Source organism: Xanthomonas sp. NCPPB 3959, from assembly GCF_056675575.1.
The window spans coordinates 14,972-35,249 of the sequence record NZ_JBWWVR010000023.1; the positions used below are offsets into that span (position 1 = coordinate 14,972).

The 20,278-nt window shown below is 63.3% G+C and carries 13 protein-coding genes; 6 read left to right on the plus strand and 7 right to left on the minus strand.

Annotated features, from left to right (window positions below; genetic code table 11):
* The first annotated feature begins 155 nt into the window (after window positions 1-155).
* The 4 genes from AC1KVG_RS19895 to AC1KVG_RS19910 all read left to right on the plus strand — a co-directional run bounded on the left by AC1KVG_RS19895 (window position 156) and on the right by AC1KVG_RS19910 (window position 4,419).
* Window positions 156-1,160, plus strand: a complete 1,005-nt coding sequence (locus AC1KVG_RS19895; protein WP_481095534.1) for a 2-hydroxyacid dehydrogenase — start codon at window positions 156-158, stop codon at window positions 1,158-1,160.
* Window positions 1,161-1,198: 38 nt separating this feature from the next.
* Complete coding sequence (locus tag AC1KVG_RS19900; protein ID WP_481095535.1) at window positions 1,199-2,821, plus strand: L-lactate permease; 1,623 nt, start codon at window positions 1,199-1,201, stop codon at window positions 2,819-2,821.
* Between the two features lie 253 nt (window positions 2,822-3,074).
* On the plus strand, window positions 3,075-4,097 hold the full coding sequence (locus tag AC1KVG_RS19905; protein ID WP_481095536.1) for a Kelch repeat-containing protein: 1,023 nt from the start codon (window positions 3,075-3,077) through the stop codon (window positions 4,095-4,097).
* A gap of 58 nt (window positions 4,098-4,155) precedes the next feature.
* Window positions 4,156-4,419, plus strand: coding sequence for a hypothetical protein (locus tag AC1KVG_RS19910; protein WP_481095537.1), 264 nt, complete (start codon window positions 4,156-4,158; stop codon window positions 4,417-4,419).
* 16 nt (window positions 4,420-4,435) lie between these two features.
* On the opposite strand, the gene AC1KVG_RS19915 is transcribed toward AC1KVG_RS19910, so the two are convergent.
* The 7 genes from AC1KVG_RS19915 to AC1KVG_RS19945 all read right to left on the minus strand — a co-directional run bounded on the left by AC1KVG_RS19915 (window position 4,436) and on the right by AC1KVG_RS19945 (window position 15,205).
* Window positions 4,436-5,473, minus strand: coding sequence for an SMP-30/gluconolactonase/LRE family protein (locus tag AC1KVG_RS19915; RefSeq protein WP_481095538.1), 1,038 nt, complete (start codon window positions 5,471-5,473; stop codon window positions 4,436-4,438).
* Window positions 5,474-5,548: 75 nt separating this feature from the next.
* Window positions 5,549-6,736, minus strand: coding sequence for an endo-1,4-beta-xylanase (locus AC1KVG_RS19920; protein ID WP_481095539.1), 1,188 nt, complete (start codon window positions 6,734-6,736; stop codon window positions 5,549-5,551).
* A gap of 218 nt (window positions 6,737-6,954) precedes the next feature.
* Window positions 6,955-8,004 (minus strand): hypothetical protein, encoded by a 1,050-nt coding sequence (locus AC1KVG_RS19925; RefSeq protein WP_481095540.1) that lies wholly within the window; start codon window positions 8,002-8,004, stop codon window positions 6,955-6,957.
* 546 nt (window positions 8,005-8,550) lie between these two features.
* Window positions 8,551-11,334: a beta-galactosidase GalB gene (gene galB, locus AC1KVG_RS19930; protein WP_481095541.1), complete on the minus strand. Its 2,784-nt coding sequence runs from the start codon at window positions 11,332-11,334 to the stop codon at window positions 8,551-8,553.
* Window positions 11,335-11,425: 91 nt separating this feature from the next.
* Window positions 11,426-12,847: a glucuronate isomerase gene (uxaC, locus tag AC1KVG_RS19935; protein WP_481095542.1), complete on the minus strand. Its 1,422-nt coding sequence runs from the start codon at window positions 12,845-12,847 to the stop codon at window positions 11,426-11,428.
* 41 nt (window positions 12,848-12,888) lie between these two features.
* The gene (locus AC1KVG_RS19940) at window positions 12,889-13,878 is read right to left on the minus strand and encodes an endo-1,4-beta-xylanase (RefSeq protein ID WP_481095543.1); all 990 of its coding nucleotides are present in this window, start codon (window positions 13,876-13,878) and stop codon (window positions 12,889-12,891) included.
* Window positions 13,879-13,888: 10 nt separating this feature from the next.
* Window positions 13,889-15,205 (minus strand): MFS transporter, encoded by a 1,317-nt coding sequence (locus AC1KVG_RS19945; protein WP_481095564.1) that lies wholly within the window; start codon window positions 15,203-15,205, stop codon window positions 13,889-13,891.
* 473 nt (window positions 15,206-15,678) lie between these two features.
* Between AC1KVG_RS19945 and AC1KVG_RS19950 the strand changes: the two genes are divergently transcribed.
* Window positions 15,679-18,618 (plus strand): TonB-dependent receptor, encoded by a 2,940-nt coding sequence (locus AC1KVG_RS19950; RefSeq protein ID WP_481095544.1) that lies wholly within the window; start codon window positions 15,679-15,681, stop codon window positions 18,616-18,618.
* A 143-nt stretch (window positions 18,619-18,761) separates the two neighbouring features.
* Entirely contained in the window at window positions 18,762-20,249 is a 1,488-nt protein-coding gene (locus AC1KVG_RS19955; protein WP_481095545.1) for an MFS transporter, read from the plus strand.
* Window positions 20,250-20,278 lie beyond the last annotated feature (29 nt).

Genomic DNA, 20,278 nt, shown 5'->3' on the forward strand with positions numbered 1-20,278 from the left:
GTGTTGGAACTCGATATGCAGAGGCGAAGCTCAGTGCCAGGCTGACTTCATGCGGTCGCTTGAGCTAACCGTGTTCGCACTGATTGGCGAAACGCGGTGCAAGACGCGTGGCGGCTGGTGAGCTACCGTGTTCTCGCACCTATGGAGTTCTCTGCATGAAAATGGCTGTCTTCAGCACGCGCCCTTACGACAAGCGATTTCTCGAAGAAGCGAAACTGCGCTTGAGAGAGGACTCCACAGCCGAGTTCGTTTACTTCGAAGCATCGCTCGATCTGCAGACCGCAACGCTGGCGCAGGGCTGCGAAGCAGTCTGCGTGTTCGTCAACGACCAGCTCGATGCGTCCGTGCTGCAGGCGCTGCACGCGATGGGCGTGCGCGCGGTACTGCTGCGCTGCGCCGGCTTCAACAACATCGACCTGGTCACCGCCAAGGCGCTGGATTTGTTCGTCGCACGCGTGCCGGCCTACTCGCCCGAAGCAGTGGCCGAGCACACCCTGGCACTGGTCATGACGCTCAACCGCCAGACGCACCGTGCCTACAACCGCGTGCGCGAGGGCAACTTCATGCTCAATGGCCTGCTCGGGCGCACCTTACACGGCAAGACGGTGGGCCTGATCGGGCTGGGCAAGATCGGGCTGGCAACTGCGCGTATTTTTCAGGGGATGGGCTGCGATGTACTGGGCTACGATCCTTATCCCACGCCTGGCTTCGAGACACTCGGGCAGCGGGTCGAACTGGAGACGCTGCTCGCACGCGCGGATATCGTCTCGCTGCACTGCCCGCTGACGCCGGCAACGCAACACCTGATCGATGACACAGCGCTGACCTCGATGAAGCCCGGCGCGATGCTGGTCAACACCTCGCGTGGCGGGCTGGTGGATACCGATGCGGTGATCCGCGCACTCAAATCCCGCCAGCTCGGCCATCTGGCCATCGACGTCTACGAGCAGGAAAGCGCCTTGTTCTTTCAGGACCGCTCCGGCGAGATCATCGACGACGATGTGTTTCAACGCTTGATGACCTTCCCCAATGTGCTGGTGACCGGGCATCAGGGATTTTTCACTGCCGAAGCGTTGCAGGAGATCTCCGACATCACCCTGCGCAACCTCGCTGATTTCGCTGCGGGCACGGCGTGCGCGAATCTTGTTTCGGCACCTTAGCGTCACCTTTTCCGTTCACCACCCGCGCAGGCCCGACCATGTGGCAACAACTCTACGACCCGCTCGGTAACGCCAACCTCTCGGCCTTGCTGGCTGCCTTGCCTGTGGTGTTCTTTCTGTTGGCGCTGACGGTACTGCGGCTCAAGGGGCTGACCGCCGCCTCCCTGGCGGTGCTGGTCTCGGTGGCAGTGTCGTCGCTGGTGTTCGGCATGCCGATGGCCAGCATCGTGGGCGCCGCGCTGCTGGGCATCGCCAACGGCATCTTCCCGATCGGCTTCATCGTGCTGATGGCGGTATGGCTGTACAAGCTGGCGATCCGCAGTGGCAAGTTCGAGGTGATCCGCGGCAGCATCGCCACGGTGTCCGAAGATCAACGCATCCAGGTGTTGCTGATCGCGTTTTGCTTCGGCGGATTTCTGGAAGGCGCTGCCGGTTTTGGCGTACCGATCGCCATCTGCGCGGCACTGCTGGTGGAGCTGGGCTTCCGTCCGCTCAAGGCAGCGATGTTGTGCTTGCTGGCTAACGGCGCAGCGGGAGCCTACGGTGCGATCGGCATCCCGGTACTGGTCGGCGCGCAGCAGGGCGGCGTGCGCCTGGACGAGATGTCGCTGATGCTGATGGCGCTGGTGCAGGTCTGCGCAGTGTTCGTGCCTGCGGGGCTGGTGGCGATGCTCGATGGCTGGCGTGGCGTGCGCGAGACCTGGCCGGTGCTGCTGTTTGTCGGCGTGGTGTTCAGTGGCGTGCAGACGCTGACCTTGTACTTCCTCGGGCCGGAACTGGTGGACATCCTCGGCCCGCTGGCCGGCATGGGCGGGCTGGCGCTCTTCATGCGGTTCTGGCGGCCCAAGCGCATCTATCGTGAAGCGCAGGCACCGCCCTGCTCCACGCAACGCTGGACGCTCAAACAGGTGCTGCTGGCATGGTCGCCGTTCTACATCCTCACCGGCGCAATCCTGGTGTGGAGCCTGCCTGCCTTCAAGGCGCTGTTTGCCGCAGACGGCGCGCTTGCGGCCACGGTGTTGCATCTGCCCATCGGCCTGCTCGATCAACGCGTGCAGGAAGTTCCGCCACTGGTCGCCAGCGTGCGCACGCTGCCTGCGGTGTGGAACGTTGGTTGGCTCAACGCTTCCGGTACCGCAATCCTGATCGCCGCGGTGCTCACTGTGCTGCTCTCGCCGCGTTTGAACCTGCGTTCGGCCTCAGGTGAGCTCGCCCAGTCTGCGAGAGAGATGTGGAAGCCGCTGGCCACCGTGTCGCTGGTGATGGCGGTGGCTTATGTCACCAATTATTCCGGTGCGTCCTCGTCCATCGGTCTGGCCCTGGCACAGGCGGGAGGTGTGTTTCCGCTGCTGTCGCCGGTGATCGGCTGGATGGGGGTGTTCATCACCGGCTCGGTGGTCAACAGCAATACCTTGTTTGCGCACCTGCAGGCAGTGACGGCAGCGCAGATCGGCGTGCCTGCTGCATTGCTGGTGGCAGCCAACACCGCAGGCGGCGTGATGGCGAAACTGGTCTCACCGCAATCGATCGCCATTGCAGCGGCCGCGGTCAAGTTGGTGGGGCAGGAGTCGGCGATCATGCGCACCACCTTGGCCGCAAGTCTTGGGCTGCTTGCGTATGTGTGTCTTTGTACGTGGCTGTTGTCGATGGTGTTGCAGTGAAAGCAGTCGCTGCGTGCTGGCTGCATTGATTTTTCGAATGCCCCGGCACGCTCCTTTTCAGCGCGACGCGTGGGTTGCTTCAAGCGCACGCCATGCTCTGCCGTCGCCGAGCGATCAGGCACGCGTATTTGTTGAGTCCGCCATGGCGTGTTCCCAGCATTCTTTTGCTTGAGAAGTCCGGCACGGCCTCGCAGGCTGCCTCATCGCGATACCGATACACTCAGTGCACTTCGCACTCAGAGAGCGATCTTCCATGACACCGTCAGCGAACGCATTCCGTGTGGCTGTTCTGTTGCTTGCATGCGCATGCGTGCCTGCGTTTGCCCAGACTGCAGTGCATGCGCCTGGAGTGCCGGCGACGCAAGCTGCTGCGCAGTGGAAGAGTGTTTCTGGCGAAGGCAAGCCGCATGCGCGTCACGAGAACAGCCTGGTCGCCATCGGCGACCGTCTTTACCTGATCGGTGGGCGCGATGATCGGCCCTTGGACATCTTCGATACCAAAACGCACCGCTGGTCCAAAGGCAGCCCGCCACCGCTGGCAGTGAGCCACGCGCAGGCAGTGGTGTCGTCCGGAAAACTCTACTTCGTCGGCGGCCTGACCGGCGACTACCCGGAAGAAGCCGCGCTGACCCACCTGCTGATCTACGATCCTGCCACCGATCGCTGGCAGGTTGGCGCGGAGATCCCCAAGGACCGCCGCCGCGGCGCTGCCGGAACGGTGGAGCATAACGGCGTGCTGTACCTGGTCGGCGGCAATACGCGCGGCCATATGAGCGGCTATGTGCCATGGCTGGATGCGTTCGATACGAAAACGCAGCAATGGACGCGACTGGCCGATGCACCAAGTGCGCGCGACCATTTCCACGCGGTGGTGATCGATGGCACGGTGTATGCGGCCGGTGGACGACGCTCGGCGCATGAAAGTGGCAACACCCTGGCGCAGACAATCAGCGAGGTCGATATCTACGACATCGAACGCGGCACCTGGACTGTCGCCCCGGCTGCGTTGCCGACCCCACGCGCGGGCGCCGCCTCCATTGCACGTGATGGCCAGCTGCTGGTGATGGGCGGCGAGAGTACGCGCCAGGTCAAGGCGCACGACGAGGTCGAGGCCTACGATCCGGCCACCGCCACCTGGAAGACGCTGGCTGCGTTACCGCAAGGGCGTCATGGCACACAGGCCGCCGCCGTCGACGGCGATCTCTATCTGGTTGCGGGGAGCGCCAATCGCGGCGGTGGGCCGGAGTTGGATGACGCATTGGTTTGGGGGCAATAAAGACATCAAATGGCGGTGATCTAAGCTTCGTCAACTCACACGGGCAACTGTCGAAGTCATGAGCCTGAAAATTTCTCTGAGCTATGCCTCTGCTTTCGCTGCGGTTATCGCATCACTCCTTTGGTATAAAGCAAGCGCGGCCAAAGCTTCCCATGATCCAAATGATCCACATGACAAAGCCGTTCTTATTTTCTTTAATGACGATCATCACTGGGATGTCATTGCAACGGCAGAACTACAAGCAAAATGGAACAAGCGGGCGGCATTAGCCGCCTCTATTGCAGCAATAATTCAGGCAATTTCCTTGGTTGCACCCGACTGATTGGTCGGGCACTTCCCTACCGCGCAAACTGCAAGCCAAGCGCCTTCACCCGCACGCGCGTCAGCATCGCGTGCGAGGTCATGTAGAGCGTGTGGCCATCGTTGCCGAAGGCGCAGTTGGAGATCGGCTCGCTGGTTTCGATGCGGCCCAGCCGGCGGCCGTCGGGTGCGAAGACGATGACGCCGCCGGGGCCGGTGGCGAACAGGTGGCCGTCGGCGGAAACCGCCATGCCGTCGGGCAGGCCGGGGGCGTCCTTTGCAACCAGATCGGAGGCATCGGCGAACACGCGCTTGCCGGTCACCGCACCGGTTGCGTCGAGCGCATAGGCCATCCAGATCGGGCGCTGCGGATCGGAGTTGGCTACGTACAAGGTGCGCTCGTCGGGCGAGAGCGCGATGCCATTGGGAAGGCTCAGGCTGTCATCAAGCAGATGCACGCTGCCGTCGGTGTCCAGGCGATAGACGCCGTTGAAGCGCAGCTCCTTGACCGGCGAATCGTTCATGCCCTTGAGACCGTACGGCGGGTCGGTGAAGAACACCATGCCGTCGCTGCGGCGGACCAGATCGTTGGGGCTGTTGAAGCGGTGGCCTTCGAACTGCGTCGCCAGCGGTGTCTTTTTGCGCGTGGCCGGGTCGAGCCTGGCGACGATGCGCGTACCGGAGTCCGCCAGCAACACGGTGCCGCCCGGTTCAGCATACAGGCCGTTGGCGCCCGCCTCGCGCAAGCTCGCCTGCTCCGGGCCGCTATAGCCGGAGGGCGACAAGAACACCGACAAGCCGGCATCTTCGGACCAACGATAGAGCTTGTTTTCCGGCACATCGGTGAACAACAGATAGCTACCGTTGCGCACCCATGCGGGGCCCTCGGACCAGGTGAAGCCTTCGGTAAGCTTCTCGATACGCGCGTCGCTTGCGATCACATCACTAAAACTGCGATCGAAGGTTTTCAACTGCCCGATGACAGGAAAGCGCGGCGGCGGTGCGTCTTTCTTGGTGCAGGCGGCAAGAATCGCCAGCAACGGAACAGCCAACAACAGATAGGGCGGCAAGCGCATCGGTCAGTCCAGTAACGAAGTCGGGCCATGATGCCATCATGGCTGTGCAGGTTTTCCAGAGCGCTAGCAACTCGCCTATCGCGCGCTTGAGTCCGCAGGCACCGCCAACACCGCATCCAGTGCAGGTTTGGGCTGGTGATTGCGATCGAAAAGCAACGGGTAGTTGGTACGGCCTGGCACCGGATAATCGTTCTTCCACGACATACCGTCGGTAACGCCCCAGACACTGACGCGGGCGAGCTTGTCGCGCTTGCGCCAGAACAGCGCGAATAGTTCGGCATAGCGATCGCGCAGTTGCGCTTGCACCTCGGGCGGCAAGCCATCGCGATAGGGGTCGAGAAAGCGCTTGAATTCCGGCAGCTGGAACTGCTTGTGCGCAAGCCCGGTGCCGATGACCTGGCCTTCCTTGGTGAGCGGCAACACGTCGACATCCAGCTCGGTGATCATCACCTTGATGCCGAGCGCGGCGTAGGCGTCGATGGCGTCTTCGATATCGTGCAGGCTGGGATAGTCGAGCCCCCAGTGTCCTTGCATGCCGACGCCATCGATGCGGATACCGGATTGCTGCAGCATCTTGACCATGCGCACGATGCCGTCGCGCTTGGCAGGACGCCAGGCATTGAAGTCGTTGTAATACAGCTGCGCATCGGGTGCATAACGCTGCGCGAAGGTGAAGGCATTGCGCACTACGGTGTCGCCATCGCCGACGCGCTGCACCCAGTTGGTAGCGCGGTAACTGCCGTCCTCGTCGATGATCTCGTTGACCACATCCCAGGCCTGCACCTTGCCCACGTAGCGACCCGCCACCAGCGCGATATGCTGGCGCATGCGCTCCAGTTGCTGTGCCGGCGTATTGGGTCGGCCATCAGCGGTGGTGAAGAACCAATCCGGCGTCTGGTTGTGCCACACCAGGGTGTGACCGACCACGAACATGTGCTGCCCACGCGCGTCATCGACGAAGGCATCGGCGGCGGCAAAATCGTTGACGCCGCGACGCGGCGACACTACTTCGGCCTTCATCACGTTCTCGGGCGTGAGCGCATTGAAGTGGCAGGCGACCAAGACCGCCGACGCGGCATCGTGGCCTGACACGATCTCGGCATTGACGGCCGTGCCGATCATGAAGGCATCGGCATAGACCTGCTTGAGCGTCTGTCCCGGACAGTGAGAGGTGGCGACCGCCGACGGCGCAGCGCTGGCGATCGCGCTGCCACCCACCATGCCGGCCAGCAACAAGGAGGAAAACCGGTGACGTGCGAACATGGCGGCAGCTCGATGAGGAAGGGACGGGCAACTGACCGGGACGCAGGAACGACACTGGAGTGCAGCGTGCGTCGCAGGGGGACGCAAGGCCATGGCACATTCCGCCTGCGGCAGACTACGGCGGTGATGCAGCATACCGGGATCCACGCGGCGGCTGGCAAGTCCTACAACGACAAACGCCCGGGAAGGCCAAGGCCTTCCCGGGCGTTGAGCACGCATTAGTTGCTTTGAGTGAAGCTGATGCGCGGCGACGAACCACCGGAGGCGGTGCAACTGCCGAGGGTCAGGTTGTTCTGCTCGAACGTGGTGCCGGCGTTGCCCAGACACGTCGGGGCATTGGTCGTGCCGTCGTTGACGGCCACGTTCACGGTAACACTCGAGCCACGATTGAACGACACCACCGGATTGACGCTGCCATTGCCGAAGATATTGAACTCGGACTGCCGCCAGATCTTGTTGATGTTCAATGTCGAGGCGGGCTGGTTCACGCTATAGGCCTGGCCGTTGACCGAGAACGAGACGGTGTCCACGCCACCAGCGGTCGCCGAGCCGGTCAGCTTGATGCTACCGATGTTCTTCACCGCGACCAGCGGTGCATCCACTGCGTCGCTGTTGCGATAGCAGGCGTTCTGGTCGGGATAGGCGTTCCAGCCGGATGGACAGCCGACCGAGTTGTACTGCGAGGTGCTACCGGCGAAGAACCAGTCCTGGATGAAGACAATCGGAGTGCGACCATTGCTGGCGTCGCCGTCACCATCGGTGGAGTAAATGAACTGCTCCCAGGTCTGGCACGTGGAGTAACCGAACTGCGAGCAGGTGGTGGGATTGCTGGCGGTGTCGGTATTGATCTGCAACGAATAATCGGCCACGCCGGTGGTCACGCCGCTCACGCTGGGGAACGAGCCCACGGCAGAGCGCGTGGACCTGCCGGTGCGTGCAGCGTAGTCGGTGCCGTTACCGACCGTGAAGGCACCACCACCGCTGCGCCCGGCGGCGGTGCGGCCGTTTCCATTGGTGACGGCCGGCGGTACCGACACGAGCTTGGGTGGCGCCGCGCAACGTGTCGCCTGCCAGCCATTGTTCGGGAACGCCGAGCGGAAGCAACCCTCCATCGATGGCGCTTGCTGATGGATCGTCGCTTCCCAGGACGACATGGCCTCGGCGCGGCCGGCGGCGTTGATCGCCGAACTCTGCGTCGCGGCCCCTGCGCTGGCCACACTTCCGATGATGCAGGCAACAAGCACTGATGTTGATCCGAACTTCTTCATTACAATTCCTTATGAAGGTGGAGTAAACGATCTTCCTCGCACGGCCAGGCAGGCCATGCACCGACAAGAAGTGATGTTCGGAAAAGCGAAGTCAACAATGCGGCAAACGCGCCAACTTTGGGCTCTGTCACGTTCTTGTGTTAGACGCGCATCCGCCCGGCGTTGATGCTGCGTTACGGCATTTCCCAATCCGGGCCGCCGATGCGCGCAGGCGACGCCTCCACCATTGCCATTGCCATGGGCTGTAGGAAATACGTGCCTCGACTGCGCCATGCGGCGCACGCGTGATTAAGCCAATATCCATCACGCAAGCTTCTCGACGAAGTCGGCTTTCATATAAAGATTGCCACTGCATGTCCGACTAATTTGGCCGCACCAGCGCGCGCCCTATTTAAGGAGGTGTTGTTTCCACCGCTGCCTGGCGGTCGGCAACCCCGCGCCTGGTGCTTGATCCCGCATACCAAGCGCCAGCCGCAGCCATCAGGTCACGTCGGTGCTAGCTGGATGCAGGGCCACGCGACCTTCGACAGGTCATGCCCACTCCCATCACTGCGCAACGATCTGCGCCTGCGCGGCATCCAGGCTGTCCGATTCGACATACAGCGTGATGGTGCCGCGTGCGCCGGCCTTGGCGCGCACGATGGCCAGACACAGCCCGTTAAAGGCGTTGCGTTGCGGCGAAGCGAACGATTCCAGATCGGTCGGATCGCCGTTGTCGGTAGCAACCAGCTCGCCTGGGCCTTCGATGCGGAAACGCAGACGGTCGCCGGCAGTGGGCGCAGGACGTCCATCGCGATCTAGCAGCCGCACGGTGAAGAAGCTCAGATCCCAGCCATCGCCGCGAATGGTGGTGCGGTCGGGCGTGATCTGCATGCGCGCGGCGCGGCCGGCGGTCTGCTCACGATCGCTCGCCCAGGGCTTGCCATTCTTGTAGGCCTGTACCCGCAGCTCACCTGGTTGGTACACCACCTCATCCCAGCGCAACCGATACTGCAACGGCGCCTTGCGCTTGCGCCCCTGCGACACGCCGTTGACGAATAGCTCGGCCTCATCGCCCGAGGTGAACACATGCACCGGCGTGGCCTGCCCCTCGCGACCGGGCCAGGTCCAGTGCGGCAGCAGATGCGCCATCGGCAGGTCAGGGCGCCAGCGCGATTGATACAGCCAGTAGCGGTCCTTGGGAAAACCGGCCAGATCGAAGATGCCCGAATAGGAACTACGCGAGCTGTAGTACGGCGTAGGCTCGCCCAGGTAATCGAAGCCGGTCCAGACGAACTCGCCCGTGACATATCGATGCCGGTCTTGTGCAGCGAAGACCTTGTCGGCGCTGGAACCGAAGTCCACTGCGTGCAGTTCGTAGGCGCTGACCTGATGCGCGACCGAGTCGCCGCCACGTCCGTCGCGCACCGGTGCGCTGGTATCCGGCGTCACTGGAAACAGATACACGCCACGGCTGCTCAAGGCCGAAGCAGTCTCGCTGCTGAGGATGGCCTTGTGCGGAAACTTGCCATGGAACGCGGGATATTGCGGTTGTTTGCGGATACGCTCGGTGCCTGCGAACTCCGGCATGTCGCGAATGCCTTCGCCCTGATAGTTGAGGCTGATGACATCCAGCGCAGCGGGCAACGGCATCTCGGGCGAGGCGTAGTTCATCGCCACAGTCGCCGGGCGAGTGGGGTCTTCGTCGTGCACGATGGCATGCAGCGTGCGTGCGATCGCGGCGCCCTGCTCGCCGGTGTATTGCTCGCCGACTTCGTTGCCCACGCTCCACAGCATCACCGAGGGATGATTGCGGTCGCGCCGCAGCATCGCGCGCAAGTCCGGCTCGTGCCACTGCGGGAACACCAGGTGGAAATCCAGCGGGGTCTTCTTCATCTCCCAACTGTCGAACACCTCGTCCACCACCAGCAGACCCATACGGTCGGTCAGCTCCAGTAATTCCGGCGCGGGTGGGTTATGGCTCATGCGGATGGCGTTGGCGCCCATCTGCTGCAGCAACTGCAGTTGCCGCTCGGCGGCGCGCACATTGAACGCCGCACCCAGCGCACCGAGATCGTGATGATTGTTAACGCCGCGAATCGGCACATGTTCGCCGTTGACCAGCAGGCCCTTGTCGGCATCGAACACGATGCTGCGGATGCCGAACGGTGTTTCATAGCGATCTACCACGCGCCCGTTCTGGCTGACTTCGGTCACGGCGACATAGCGATGCGGACGCTGTGTCGGTGGCGGGCCCCACAGACGCGGTTGATCGATCTGTGTATTGCCTTGCATGCGTGCGCTACCAGTTGCGGGAACCGCAACCTGCACAGGCGCAATGCGTGCAACAGGCTCACCACTGCGCGTGCCACGCACATCATCGAGCACATAGATCGCGGTACTGACTTGCGCTTGCACAGCGCTGCGGGCGGCATTCTCCAGCGTGATCGCCAGCTGCACCTGCGCAGTCTGCACCGACACCTGCGGCGTGGTCAGCTGCGTGCCCCATTGCGCGATATGCAACGGAGCAGCTTTGGTTAACCACACATTACGATACAGCCCGCCACCCGGATACCAGCGGGCCGAGTCGGGCGGGTTGTCCAGACGAATCGCCAGCTGGTTGCGTGCACCGAACACCACGTACGGCGTCAGGTCCACGCGCCAGGAGCTGTAGCCATACGGCCAACCGCCGACCAACTTGCCGTTGAGCCAGACCGTGGCATATGACATCGCGCCATCGAGATCGAGAAACAGCGAGCGGCCGCGATCGCTGACAGGAATGTCCAGATTCTTGCGATACCAACCGATGCCCCAGCTAGGCAAGCGCCCCATGCCACCATAGGGACCATCGGCCAGGAACGGCCCGGCAATCGCCCAATCGTGCGGCAGGTCCACCGGCTCCCAACCGCTGTCGTCGAACTGCGGCTGCACGAAGGCAACGGTGCCGCCGGGATTGCCGGGCGGGCGTTTGTGTCGTTTCGCGGGATCTGCAATCAGGTTGTTGGCTGTAGGCAGGATCCACGGCTTGAGCACGCGTGTAGCGGCGGCATCGATGTGCTGCGCCTGCTCGGGTTGCGCATCGGCCACCTTGCCGTCTTCGCTACGCACCACTTGCGGACGCACATCGTAATCGAGGGTTTCGCGATTGCCAGGGGGATCGCCGCGCTGGAAGCGCCATTGCGCGTTGAGCGAGACACGCTCGCGTGGCATCTCGGTTGGCGCCGGTGCTGCCGCCAGTGCGGGCAACACAGGAAGCGTGGCGCAGAGGCAGACGAACACGACCTGTGCAAGACGCACACTGCGTTCGGCAACACGGCGCTTCAGCGCGCACCACATCTCTACGCGCGTCATGTCGCTACTCCATCCGACCAGACGCATGCGCTCGGTGTAAAGACTCCACACGCACGCGGGAAGGCATCGCTACACTGCGCGCCACTCACCCTCACAACTTGTAGGCCTGCTTCGGCAAGCGATATGCCAGATCGATCGCGACCTCGGCCGCTTCATCCTCGTCCAGGCGATGCTCGGCAACGAGCTTGGCGAGAAACGCGCTGTCCACGCGCCGCGCCACATCGTGCCGCGCGGGGATCGACAGGAAAGCACGGGTGTCGTCGTTGAAACCCACGGTGTTGTAGAAGCCGGCGCTGGCCAGGGTCTGCTCGCGGAAGCGCCACATGCCCTCCGGCGCGTCATGGAACCACCACGCCGGCCCGAGCAGCAGCGAGGGATAATGCCCGGCCAACGGCGCAAGTTCGCGGCTGTAGCTGGTTTCGTCCAGCGTAAACACAATCAGACGCAGGCGCGGGTCGTTGCCGAAACGATCCAGCAGCGGTTTGAGTGCGTGCACGTAGTCGGTGCGCATCGGAATATCGGCGCCCTTGTCGCGCCCGAAGGTCTGAAACAGCTGCCGGTTGTGATTGCGAAAACAGCCCGGATGCAGCTGCATCACCAGGCCGTCGTCCAGGCTCATCGCCGCCATCTCGGTCAACACCTGCGCGCGAAACAGCTCGGCCTGCGCGGGCGTCGCTGCGCCACGCACCACGGTGTCGAACAAGCGTTGTGCCTCATCCGGCGACAGATCGGCGGTGGCCGCACTAGGGTGGCCGTGGTCGGTCGAGGTTGCGCCATGCGCGGCAAAGAACGCGCGGCGCTGCCGATGCGCACGCAGATAGCCCTGCCAGCTCAGCACATCCTCCCCGGTGAGCGTGCCGAACTGCTGTAGCGCACCGGCAAACTGCTCGTGTTCGGGGTCGACCACAGGGTCTGGCCGGTATGCGGTGAGCACGCGCCCCTTCCAACCGCTGTCGCGAATGGTGGCGTGATGCTGCAGCGTATCCAACGGCGATTCGGTGGTGGCAATCACCTCGATATTGAAACGCTCGAACAACGCACGCGGGCGAAACGCCTGCGTCTGCAAGGCTGCGGTGATGTGGTCGTAGTAATGATCGGCAGTGCCGGCATCCAGCCGGACACGCAGATCGAACACGTCGTGGAACACGTGATTGAGCCACAACGCAGATGGCGTACCGCGCAACAGCGGGTAGTGCTCGGCGAACACACGCCACGCCGCGCGTGGGTCTACCGCTGCACGCGATCCATCCGCACGCGGGATGCCCAAGGCATCCAACGCGATGCCCTGGCTGTAGAGCATGCGGAACACATAGTGGTCCGGCACCAGCAACAACTCGGTGGCATTGGCGAACGGCGCATCGGTGGCGAACCACGCCGGGTCGGTATGGCCGTGCGGGCTAATGATCGGCAGCGCGGCGATCTGCGCATACAGGCGGCGCGCAATCGCACGCGTGCCTTGGTCGGCTGGAAACAGGCGGTCGTCGTGCAGGGTCAGTGGTGTGGGCGTTGGCATAAGTCAGTCAACAAACAAGCGAAAGGTGAGTGGCGCAACGCTCACGGCGTGGGGTTGCGATGTGCGGCCACGTAACTACGCAGCCAGGTCAGCGCCGGCCGCTCGCTACCATCGGCGCGAATCAGATAGGCCGCTTCCTTGTCGCGCCACAGCCCGGGGCGAAAGCCCCACAGCGTGATGCCGCGCACCGCTGGGTGTTCCCAGAACACCGGGAACACGCGTTGGTAGTCGGCCAGTTGCTGCGCATCGGTTGGCCCGTCCAGATCGAACTCGGTGATGTAGATCGGCAGGCCGGTTGCGGCCAACGCATCGAGATTGGCGCGATGCACCGACATCGCCACATTCGGAGTGGTTTCAAAGGCGTGCTCCTGGATGCCGATGGCATCGACCAGCTGCTCGCGCTGCAGCAGCTGCACGATCTGCAGATACTTCTGCGTGGCCTGCGGGTTGTTGGTGATGCTGTAGTCGTTGATCATCAGCCGCGCACGCGGAAAGTGCTGGCGGGCGAGCCGAAACGATTGCAGCACCCACTCCCAACCGCTGGCGCCGTTGCCACCCAGCGCCTGCAGGTAATTGCCACCGCCGGTGTCGTTTTTGCTGGGCGGGTCGTTGAGTGGTTCGTTGACCACTTCCAGCAGATCGATCTCCGGATAACGCTGCGCCACCGCGGCAAACCACTGCTCGATCTCGCGGCGTTGCTCGGCCGGCGGCAAGGTCTTGATCCACTCCGGCTGCTGATTTCCCCACACCATCACATGCATCTGAAACGGCATGCCGTTAGTTTTGGCTAGCTTGTAGGCGGTATCCAGCCCGCTCCAGTCCATCTGGTCGCGCACCGCTTCCACACTGCCCCACTTGCCGCTGTTTTCGGGCGTGAGCTTGTTCCAGTACTGCGCGAACCCTGCCGCCTGTTGCGGGCTGTAGGCGCTGCCCAGGAACTTGGACGCACCGGATGCCAACGGCGCAGCAGATGCAGATGTTGCGAGGTTGGCTGCGAGCAACAGACTGGAGAAAACGACGCGCATACGCATGGCGATCACCTCAGGACGAAGGGGAGGACGCAACGGCAGCATCGGCCGGTAGCTGCGCTGGATCCAGGCGTGGCGCCAGCGTGTGCACCACCGTCAACGCCAGCAGGTAGGCCGAGCCCGCCATCAAGAACACCGGCACGTAGCTGCCGGTGGCCTGCAACAGAAAACCGATGAAAGTAGCGATCAGCATGCCGCCCACCGCGCCGGCAAAGCCACCGATACCGACCACCGTGGCGACCGCATGGCGCGGAAACATGTCCGACGGCAGCGTAAACAGGTTGGCCGACCAGCCCTGATGCGCGGCGGTGGCCAAACCGATCAAACCGACTGCCACCCACAGGTTGTCTGCACGTGCGGCGAACACGATCGGCACTACCGAGATTGCGCAGATCAGCATCGCGGTCTTGCGCGCCCGGTTGACGCTCCAACCGCGCGCAATGAAGCGCCCGGCGACCCAGCCCCCGGCGATGCTGCCGATATCGGCCAGCACAAAGATCACGATCAATGGCGCGCCCAGTTGCAACAGACTCAAGCCGTATTCGGCATGCAGGAACTTGGGCAGCCAGAACAGGAAGAACCACCAGATCGGGTCGGTGATGAACTTGCCCAGCACAAACGCCCACGCCTGACGATGCCGCAGCACCTGCAACCACGACAGCCGCCGTTGCACCGGCTCATGCGCATCGCTGCGGATATGCGCCAACTCGGCAGCCGACAAACCCGGTTGCTGCTCGGGCGGGTGATAGCTCAGCCACCACACCAGCAACCACGTGGCGCTGAGCACGCCGGTGAACAGGAATGCCGCCTGCCAGCCCCAGGCGGTGGCGATCACCGGCACCAGCAACGGCGCGACGATGGCGCCGATATTGGAGCCGGAATTGAAGATGCCGGTGGCCAGGGCGCGTTCGCGACGCGGGAACCACTCGGCCACCGTCTTGAGCGCGGCGGGGAAGTTGCCGGACTCGCCCAGCCCCAGAAAAAACCGCGCGATCGCAAATCCCACCACGCTGGTGGCCAGCGCATGCCCCATCGCCGCCAGGCTCCAGATGCCGATCGCCAGCGCATAGCCGATACGCGTGCCGAAGCGGTCGATCACCGCACCGCTGCACAGCAATCCCAGCGCATACGCCGCCTGAAACGCGGTGACGATGTAGCCGTACTGGATTTCGTTCCAGCCGATCTGCGTCTGCAGAAACGGCGCCAGCACGCCGAGCACCTGGCGGTCGACATAGTTGATGGTAGTGGCCGCAAGCAGCAATGCGCACACGCGCCAGCGCACGCGGCCCAGGCGCGTCGGCGTGCCGGCTGATGCAGCGGTGGGCGGCAGTTCGCTCACGTGCCCGACTGCCGCAACAGCGCTACAGGCAGCACGCACTGCGCAATCGCGTAGCGAGGGCTGCAACGTGCTACTACATGTCGAGGGCAGCTCGGCACATCGTCGCTGCGTTTATCGGTTCGATTCATCGACCACTGCACCTGCACAAAGGTGGCCTTGCGCCACGGGTGATAGCGCTACCATTACCACGGCGTGCCGCAAAATCCATCGCGCAGTGCAGCACGCCGATATACAGTCCCTGCTCAAACCGCTCTCGATAAGCAGCACTGCCACATTCGCCGCTATGCCCCAGCATCTATGCTGCCCTGCAGCGTGATGTTCTGAATTTGGTAGCGCTAACATCCGCCACCACTGATCGCCCGTCTCCCCCATCGCATCATCGCCGCGCCGTTCATCGGCAGCGGCACTCCCTGCGCAGGGGCGATGCGTGGGACATCCGCTCACCTGTTAGGGAAGGGATTACGGTGAAGAACAGCTACGCACAAACCGCGTTGTCCTGCGCGTTGGGGTCCATCCTGCTGGGCATGGCCAGCACGTCCGCCTTGGCCCAGTCCACCGACGCCGCCGACGCAACGACCACACAAACTCCACCGGCCGCAACCGCCAGCGGCGATGCGGTGACCCAGCTCGATACCGTCACCGTCTCCGGCTACCGACGCAGCATCCAGTTCTCCACCGATGCCAAGCGCGATTCGGTGGGCTTTGCCGACACCGTGTTTGCCGAGGACATCGGCAAGTTCCCGGACATGAATATCGCCGAGTCGCTCAACCGCATCCCCGGCGTGCAGCTCTCGCGCGACGTCAATGGCGAAGGTCTCAACATCGCCATCCGCGGCCTGGGCACCAGCTTCACCAAGACCACGCTCAACGGCGCCAGCATCGCCACTGCTTCGATCGGCTTGAATGCGCAGAACCAGAACCGCGAAGTCGATCTGAACCTGTTCCCCACCGAGTTCTTCACCCAGCTCACCGTGAGCAAGACGCCTACCGCCAGCATGCTCGAAGGCGGCGTCTCCGGCGTGGTGGACATGCGCAGCGCACGCCCGTTCGATCGCCCCGGCGTGCACTTCACCTATCAGGCGCAAGCCGACTGGAACAGCACCAGCGAAAAGACCACCCCGCGCGGCGCCTTCATGGGCAGCTGGACCAACGAGGAAGGCACCTTCGGCGCATTGCTGGGCGTGGCCTCGGTGCGCGGCAAACTCGGCGTGCGCGGCTTCGAGAGCGTGGGCTGGACCAACCCCGGCCTCACCTATACCCAATGCGGTCTCACTCCGCCGGCAGGCACGCCGGCCACCAATCAACCGGCCGCCTGCAACGTCAACGGCGGCGGCAACTGGCGCATTCCGGATCGCGTACCGGCCACCGCCGGCAGTGGCCTCACCATCGGCGAGACCATCGATGCGGCGTGGTTGCTGGCACGCAACCCGGGCCTGAGCATCGACCAGATCAGCGACGCGTTGATTCCGCGGCTGGGCCGCAGCGTCTACATGAATGGCGATCGCGACCGCGATGCCTCGGTGATGTCGCTGGAATGGCGCCCGTCCGACAGCATGCATTTCTATCTGGATACGCTGTATTCCGAGGCCAAGCGTACCACCGAGCGGATCAGCATGAATCTGATCGGCCGCAACGGCAACATGATCCCGCTCGGCATGCAGCTGGACCAGAACAACGTGGTGACCAGCGCCACGTTTGCCAACGCGCAGTATTTTCTGGAAGCGCGCCCGTATCGCGAAGAGGTCAAGTTCTGGAGCGTCAACCCGGGCGCGGAACTGTTGTTCGGCGCCGAGCAGGACATCAAGCTCAACGTGCAGGCCAATGCCACGCGCAGCTGGCTGGATCGTGAGTCGCCCAGCATCCTGGTGACCTCACCGTTCACCACCGTCGACTACCGCAATGAGGGCGGCGACCGCCCCTCGATCACCAGCCCGCTCGATCTCAACGACCCCAACCTGGGCTGGGGCTGGAACGGCGGCCGGGTCAATATCCAGAACGAAAAGCGCGTGACCGAAACACGTGGCGGCCGCGCCGACCTGCAGTTCGGCGAAGACAAGCGCAACATCAAGATCGGCGCCGCCTACGACCAGGCCGAGCGCACCATCCGCGGCTTCGACAACAGCATCGCCTGGGAGCAGGTGGTCTGCCGCGGCGGTGGCGGCAATGTGTGCAACGGCGGCCCTGGCTCGGCGGTGCCAAATGCGGCCCTGGCCGGCTATTTGCGGCCCGGTCCGGACGGCTTTATCACCGCCGACTTCAACCACTTCCTGGGCGATACCAATTACTACGCGCTACGCGATTCCGCACCGGAAACCAACTCCGCCAACACCGGCGCCTCGGCCGGCGGCATCCGCGAAAAGAACTGGGGTTTCTACATCGAAACCAATGCAGAAACCGAAGTCTGGAACCGTACGCTGCGCTTCAACGCCGGCGTGCGTTACGTGACCACAGACCAGACCATCACCGGCCCGGTCACCATCAACGGCATCCGCCGCATCCAGGTGCTGGATTCGGACTACAAGGAAACCCTGCCTTCGTTCAACGCCGCCTGGGACGTAGCCGACAACGTGGTGCTGCGCCTGTCCAGCTCGCGCACGCTCACCCGGCCCGACCCCAGCGCGATGCTGCCCAACACCAACTTCAGCGACCCCTCCGCGCAAACCGCAACCCAGGGCAATCCCAACCTGGCGCCGTATCTGTCCACCAACGTCGACTTCGGCGGCGAGTGGTATACCGGCGGCGAGGGCTATGTGGGCCTGACGTTGTTCAACAAGCGCATCAGCGGCTTCACTGTCAACGGCGTGCGGCGCATTCCGTTCAACGACCTGGGCGTGCCGTACGAGAGCCTGCTGCCGATCCAGCAAGCCGGCCTGGACCAGCGCGGTGGCCCGAATGCCGCCACGGTAGACGTGCAGACCCAGGTCAACGCCGATGGCGTGCTCAACATCCGCGGCACCGAGGCGATCTGGGTGCAGCCGCTGGACAAGCTGGTCGACGGCATGGGCTTCAGCGTGAACTACACGCACGTTACCCAATCCTCGGAAGGCGAAGGCATTCCGGCAGTGGCGGTCGGTGTTGCGCCGAACTTGTGGAACGGCACCGTGTACTGGGAAAAGGACGCCGCCTCGGTGCGCCTGTCCTACACCTGGAACGACGACATGGTGATCTCCGGCGCCAACCAGAACGGCATCCCCTACGCACGCCTCAACGCCGATGCGCGCGGCCAGCTGGATCTGTCGGCCAGCTACACGCTGGAATCGTTGCCGTCCAAGCCGCAGATCACCCTCAACGTCACCAACCTCACCGACGAGCCGCTGCGCACCACCTACGCCTGGCCCAACGCCACCTACGATCTGTACGAGCCCGGGCGCACGGTCATGCTCGGCATTCGCGGTACCTTCTAGGAGTGGCTATCGACACTACTGCGTTACGTTTTGTTAGCCACTCCAAGTGCTGTCTTCGCCGTCGCGATCATCCCCATCGCGACCGGCGAAGTAGCGCGCACCGCGGCGTTTTCCGCAGCACTCCTTGAGCCCCGCCCCACCTCATGAACGATCGCTCACAGCAGCTCTCCTTGCGCGAAAAGATCGGCTACAGCCTGGGCGACCTGGCGGCCAATCTGATCTTCCAGACGCTGGTCACTTTTCTGGCGTTCTTCTACACCGATGTGTTTCGCATCCCGGCGAGCGCGGCGGCTACGTTGATCTTCGTGGTGGGCATGCTCGGCGCCTTCGTGTTCACGCCCATCATCGGCATCCTGGCCGATCGCACCCGCACACGCTGGGGCAAGTTCCGGCCGTGGATCTTGTGGACGGCAGTGCCGTTCGGCGCGTTGTCGCTGGCCGCATTCAACACGCCCGCACTCGGCGAGCAGGGCAAGATCGCCTACGCCTTCGCTACCTACACCTTGTTGATGCTGGTGTATGTGGCCAACAACCTGCCGTATTCGGCATTGAGCGGCGTGTTGACCGGCAGCATGGAGCAGCGCAACAGTCTGTCGGCGTATCGCTTTCTGGCGGTGACGTTTGCACAGTTCATCATCCAGGTGCTGCTGCTGCCGCTGGTGCTGATTCTGGGCAACGGCGACAAGGCGCAGGGCTTTCGCAACACGATGGCCTTGTTCGCCGCCGTCGGCACGCTGTGCTTTCTGATCACCTTTTTCACCACCCGCGAGCGCGTGCTGCCGATCAGCGAACAGCGCACCAGCGTGCGCCAGGACCTCACCGATCTGGTCCGTAACAAGCCCTGGCTGGTGATGCTGGCGCTGACCATCCTGGTCTTCATCAATCTCGCCATGAAGGGCGGGATGTACATCTACTACTTCAAGTACTACCTCGACGCGAACGCATTGACGCAGTTCCTCGATCACGCGGGCTTCAACCGCTTTATCGGCGGCATCAACAGTGTGTTGACCGGTGCCGGCATGAGTGCGCTGCAGTGGCCGCAGGACGCACCGACCTCGGCGTTCAGCGTGTTCAGTGCCGGCGGCATCCTGGCGATGATCGTGGGTATCGGTTTTTCCAAGCGACTAGCCGATCGCTACGGCAAGCGCAACGTCTTCGGTGGCGCGCTGCTGATCTCCACCGTGTTTTTGCTGGCGTTCTACGTGTACCCGCCGGATGCGATCGGCTGGGTGTTCGCCTCCTACGTGCTGCACGGCTTCTTCTACGGCATCACCATCCCGCTGCTGTGGGCGATGATCGCCGACGTGGCCGATTACTCCGAGTGGAAGAACCACCGCCGCGCCACCGCCATCATCTTCTCGGCGATGTTGTGCGGGCTGAAGATCGGCCTCAGCGTCGGCGGCGCATTGGTCGCAGGCATCCTGGCGTTCTATGGCTACAACGCCGCCCTGCCGCTGCAAAGCGATGCAGTGACCAGCGGCATTCGCCTGGCCATCAGCGTGTACGCCTCCATCCCGTTCCTGCTCGGCACCGCGTTGCTGGCGCTGTACGAGATCGACAAGACGCTGGAAACCCGCATCGAACACGACCTGGGCGTACGCCGACGCAGCGCACCGCTCGCCACCAGCTGACGCCCTCCCTCCCACTTCATGCACAGGTA

Coding starts and splice junctions, on each gene's coding strand:
- AC1KVG_RS19895 (WP_481095534.1), top strand. CDS start 156: ATGAAAATGGCTGTCTTCAGCACGCGCCCTTACGACAAGCGATTTCTC.
- AC1KVG_RS19900 (WP_481095535.1), top strand. CDS start 1,199: ATGTGGCAACAACTCTACGACCCGCTCGGTAACGCCAACCTCTCGGCC.
- AC1KVG_RS19905 (WP_481095536.1), top strand. CDS start 3,075: ATGACACCGTCAGCGAACGCATTCCGTGTGGCTGTTCTGTTGCTTGCA.
- AC1KVG_RS19910 (WP_481095537.1), top strand. CDS start 4,156: ATGAGCCTGAAAATTTCTCTGAGCTATGCCTCTGCTTTCGCTGCGGTT.
- AC1KVG_RS19915 (WP_481095538.1), bottom strand. CDS start 5,473: ATGCGCTTGCCGCCCTATCTGTTGTTGGCTGTTCCGTTGCTGGCGATT.
- AC1KVG_RS19920 (WP_481095539.1), bottom strand. CDS start 6,736: ATGTTCGCACGTCACCGGTTTTCCTCCTTGTTGCTGGCCGGCATGGTG.
- AC1KVG_RS19925 (WP_481095540.1), bottom strand. CDS start 8,004: ATGAAGAAGTTCGGATCAACATCAGTGCTTGTTGCCTGCATCATCGGA.
- galB (WP_481095541.1), bottom strand. CDS start 11,334: ATGACGCGCGTAGAGATGTGGTGCGCGCTGAAGCGCCGTGTTGCCGAA.
- uxaC (WP_481095542.1), bottom strand. CDS start 12,847: ATGCCAACGCCCACACCACTGACCCTGCACGACGACCGCCTGTTTCCA.
- AC1KVG_RS19940 (WP_481095543.1), bottom strand. CDS start 13,878: ATGCGTATGCGCGTCGTTTTCTCCAGTCTGTTGCTCGCAGCCAACCTC.
- AC1KVG_RS19955 (WP_481095545.1), top strand. CDS start 18,762: ATGAACGATCGCTCACAGCAGCTCTCCTTGCGCGAAAAGATCGGCTAC.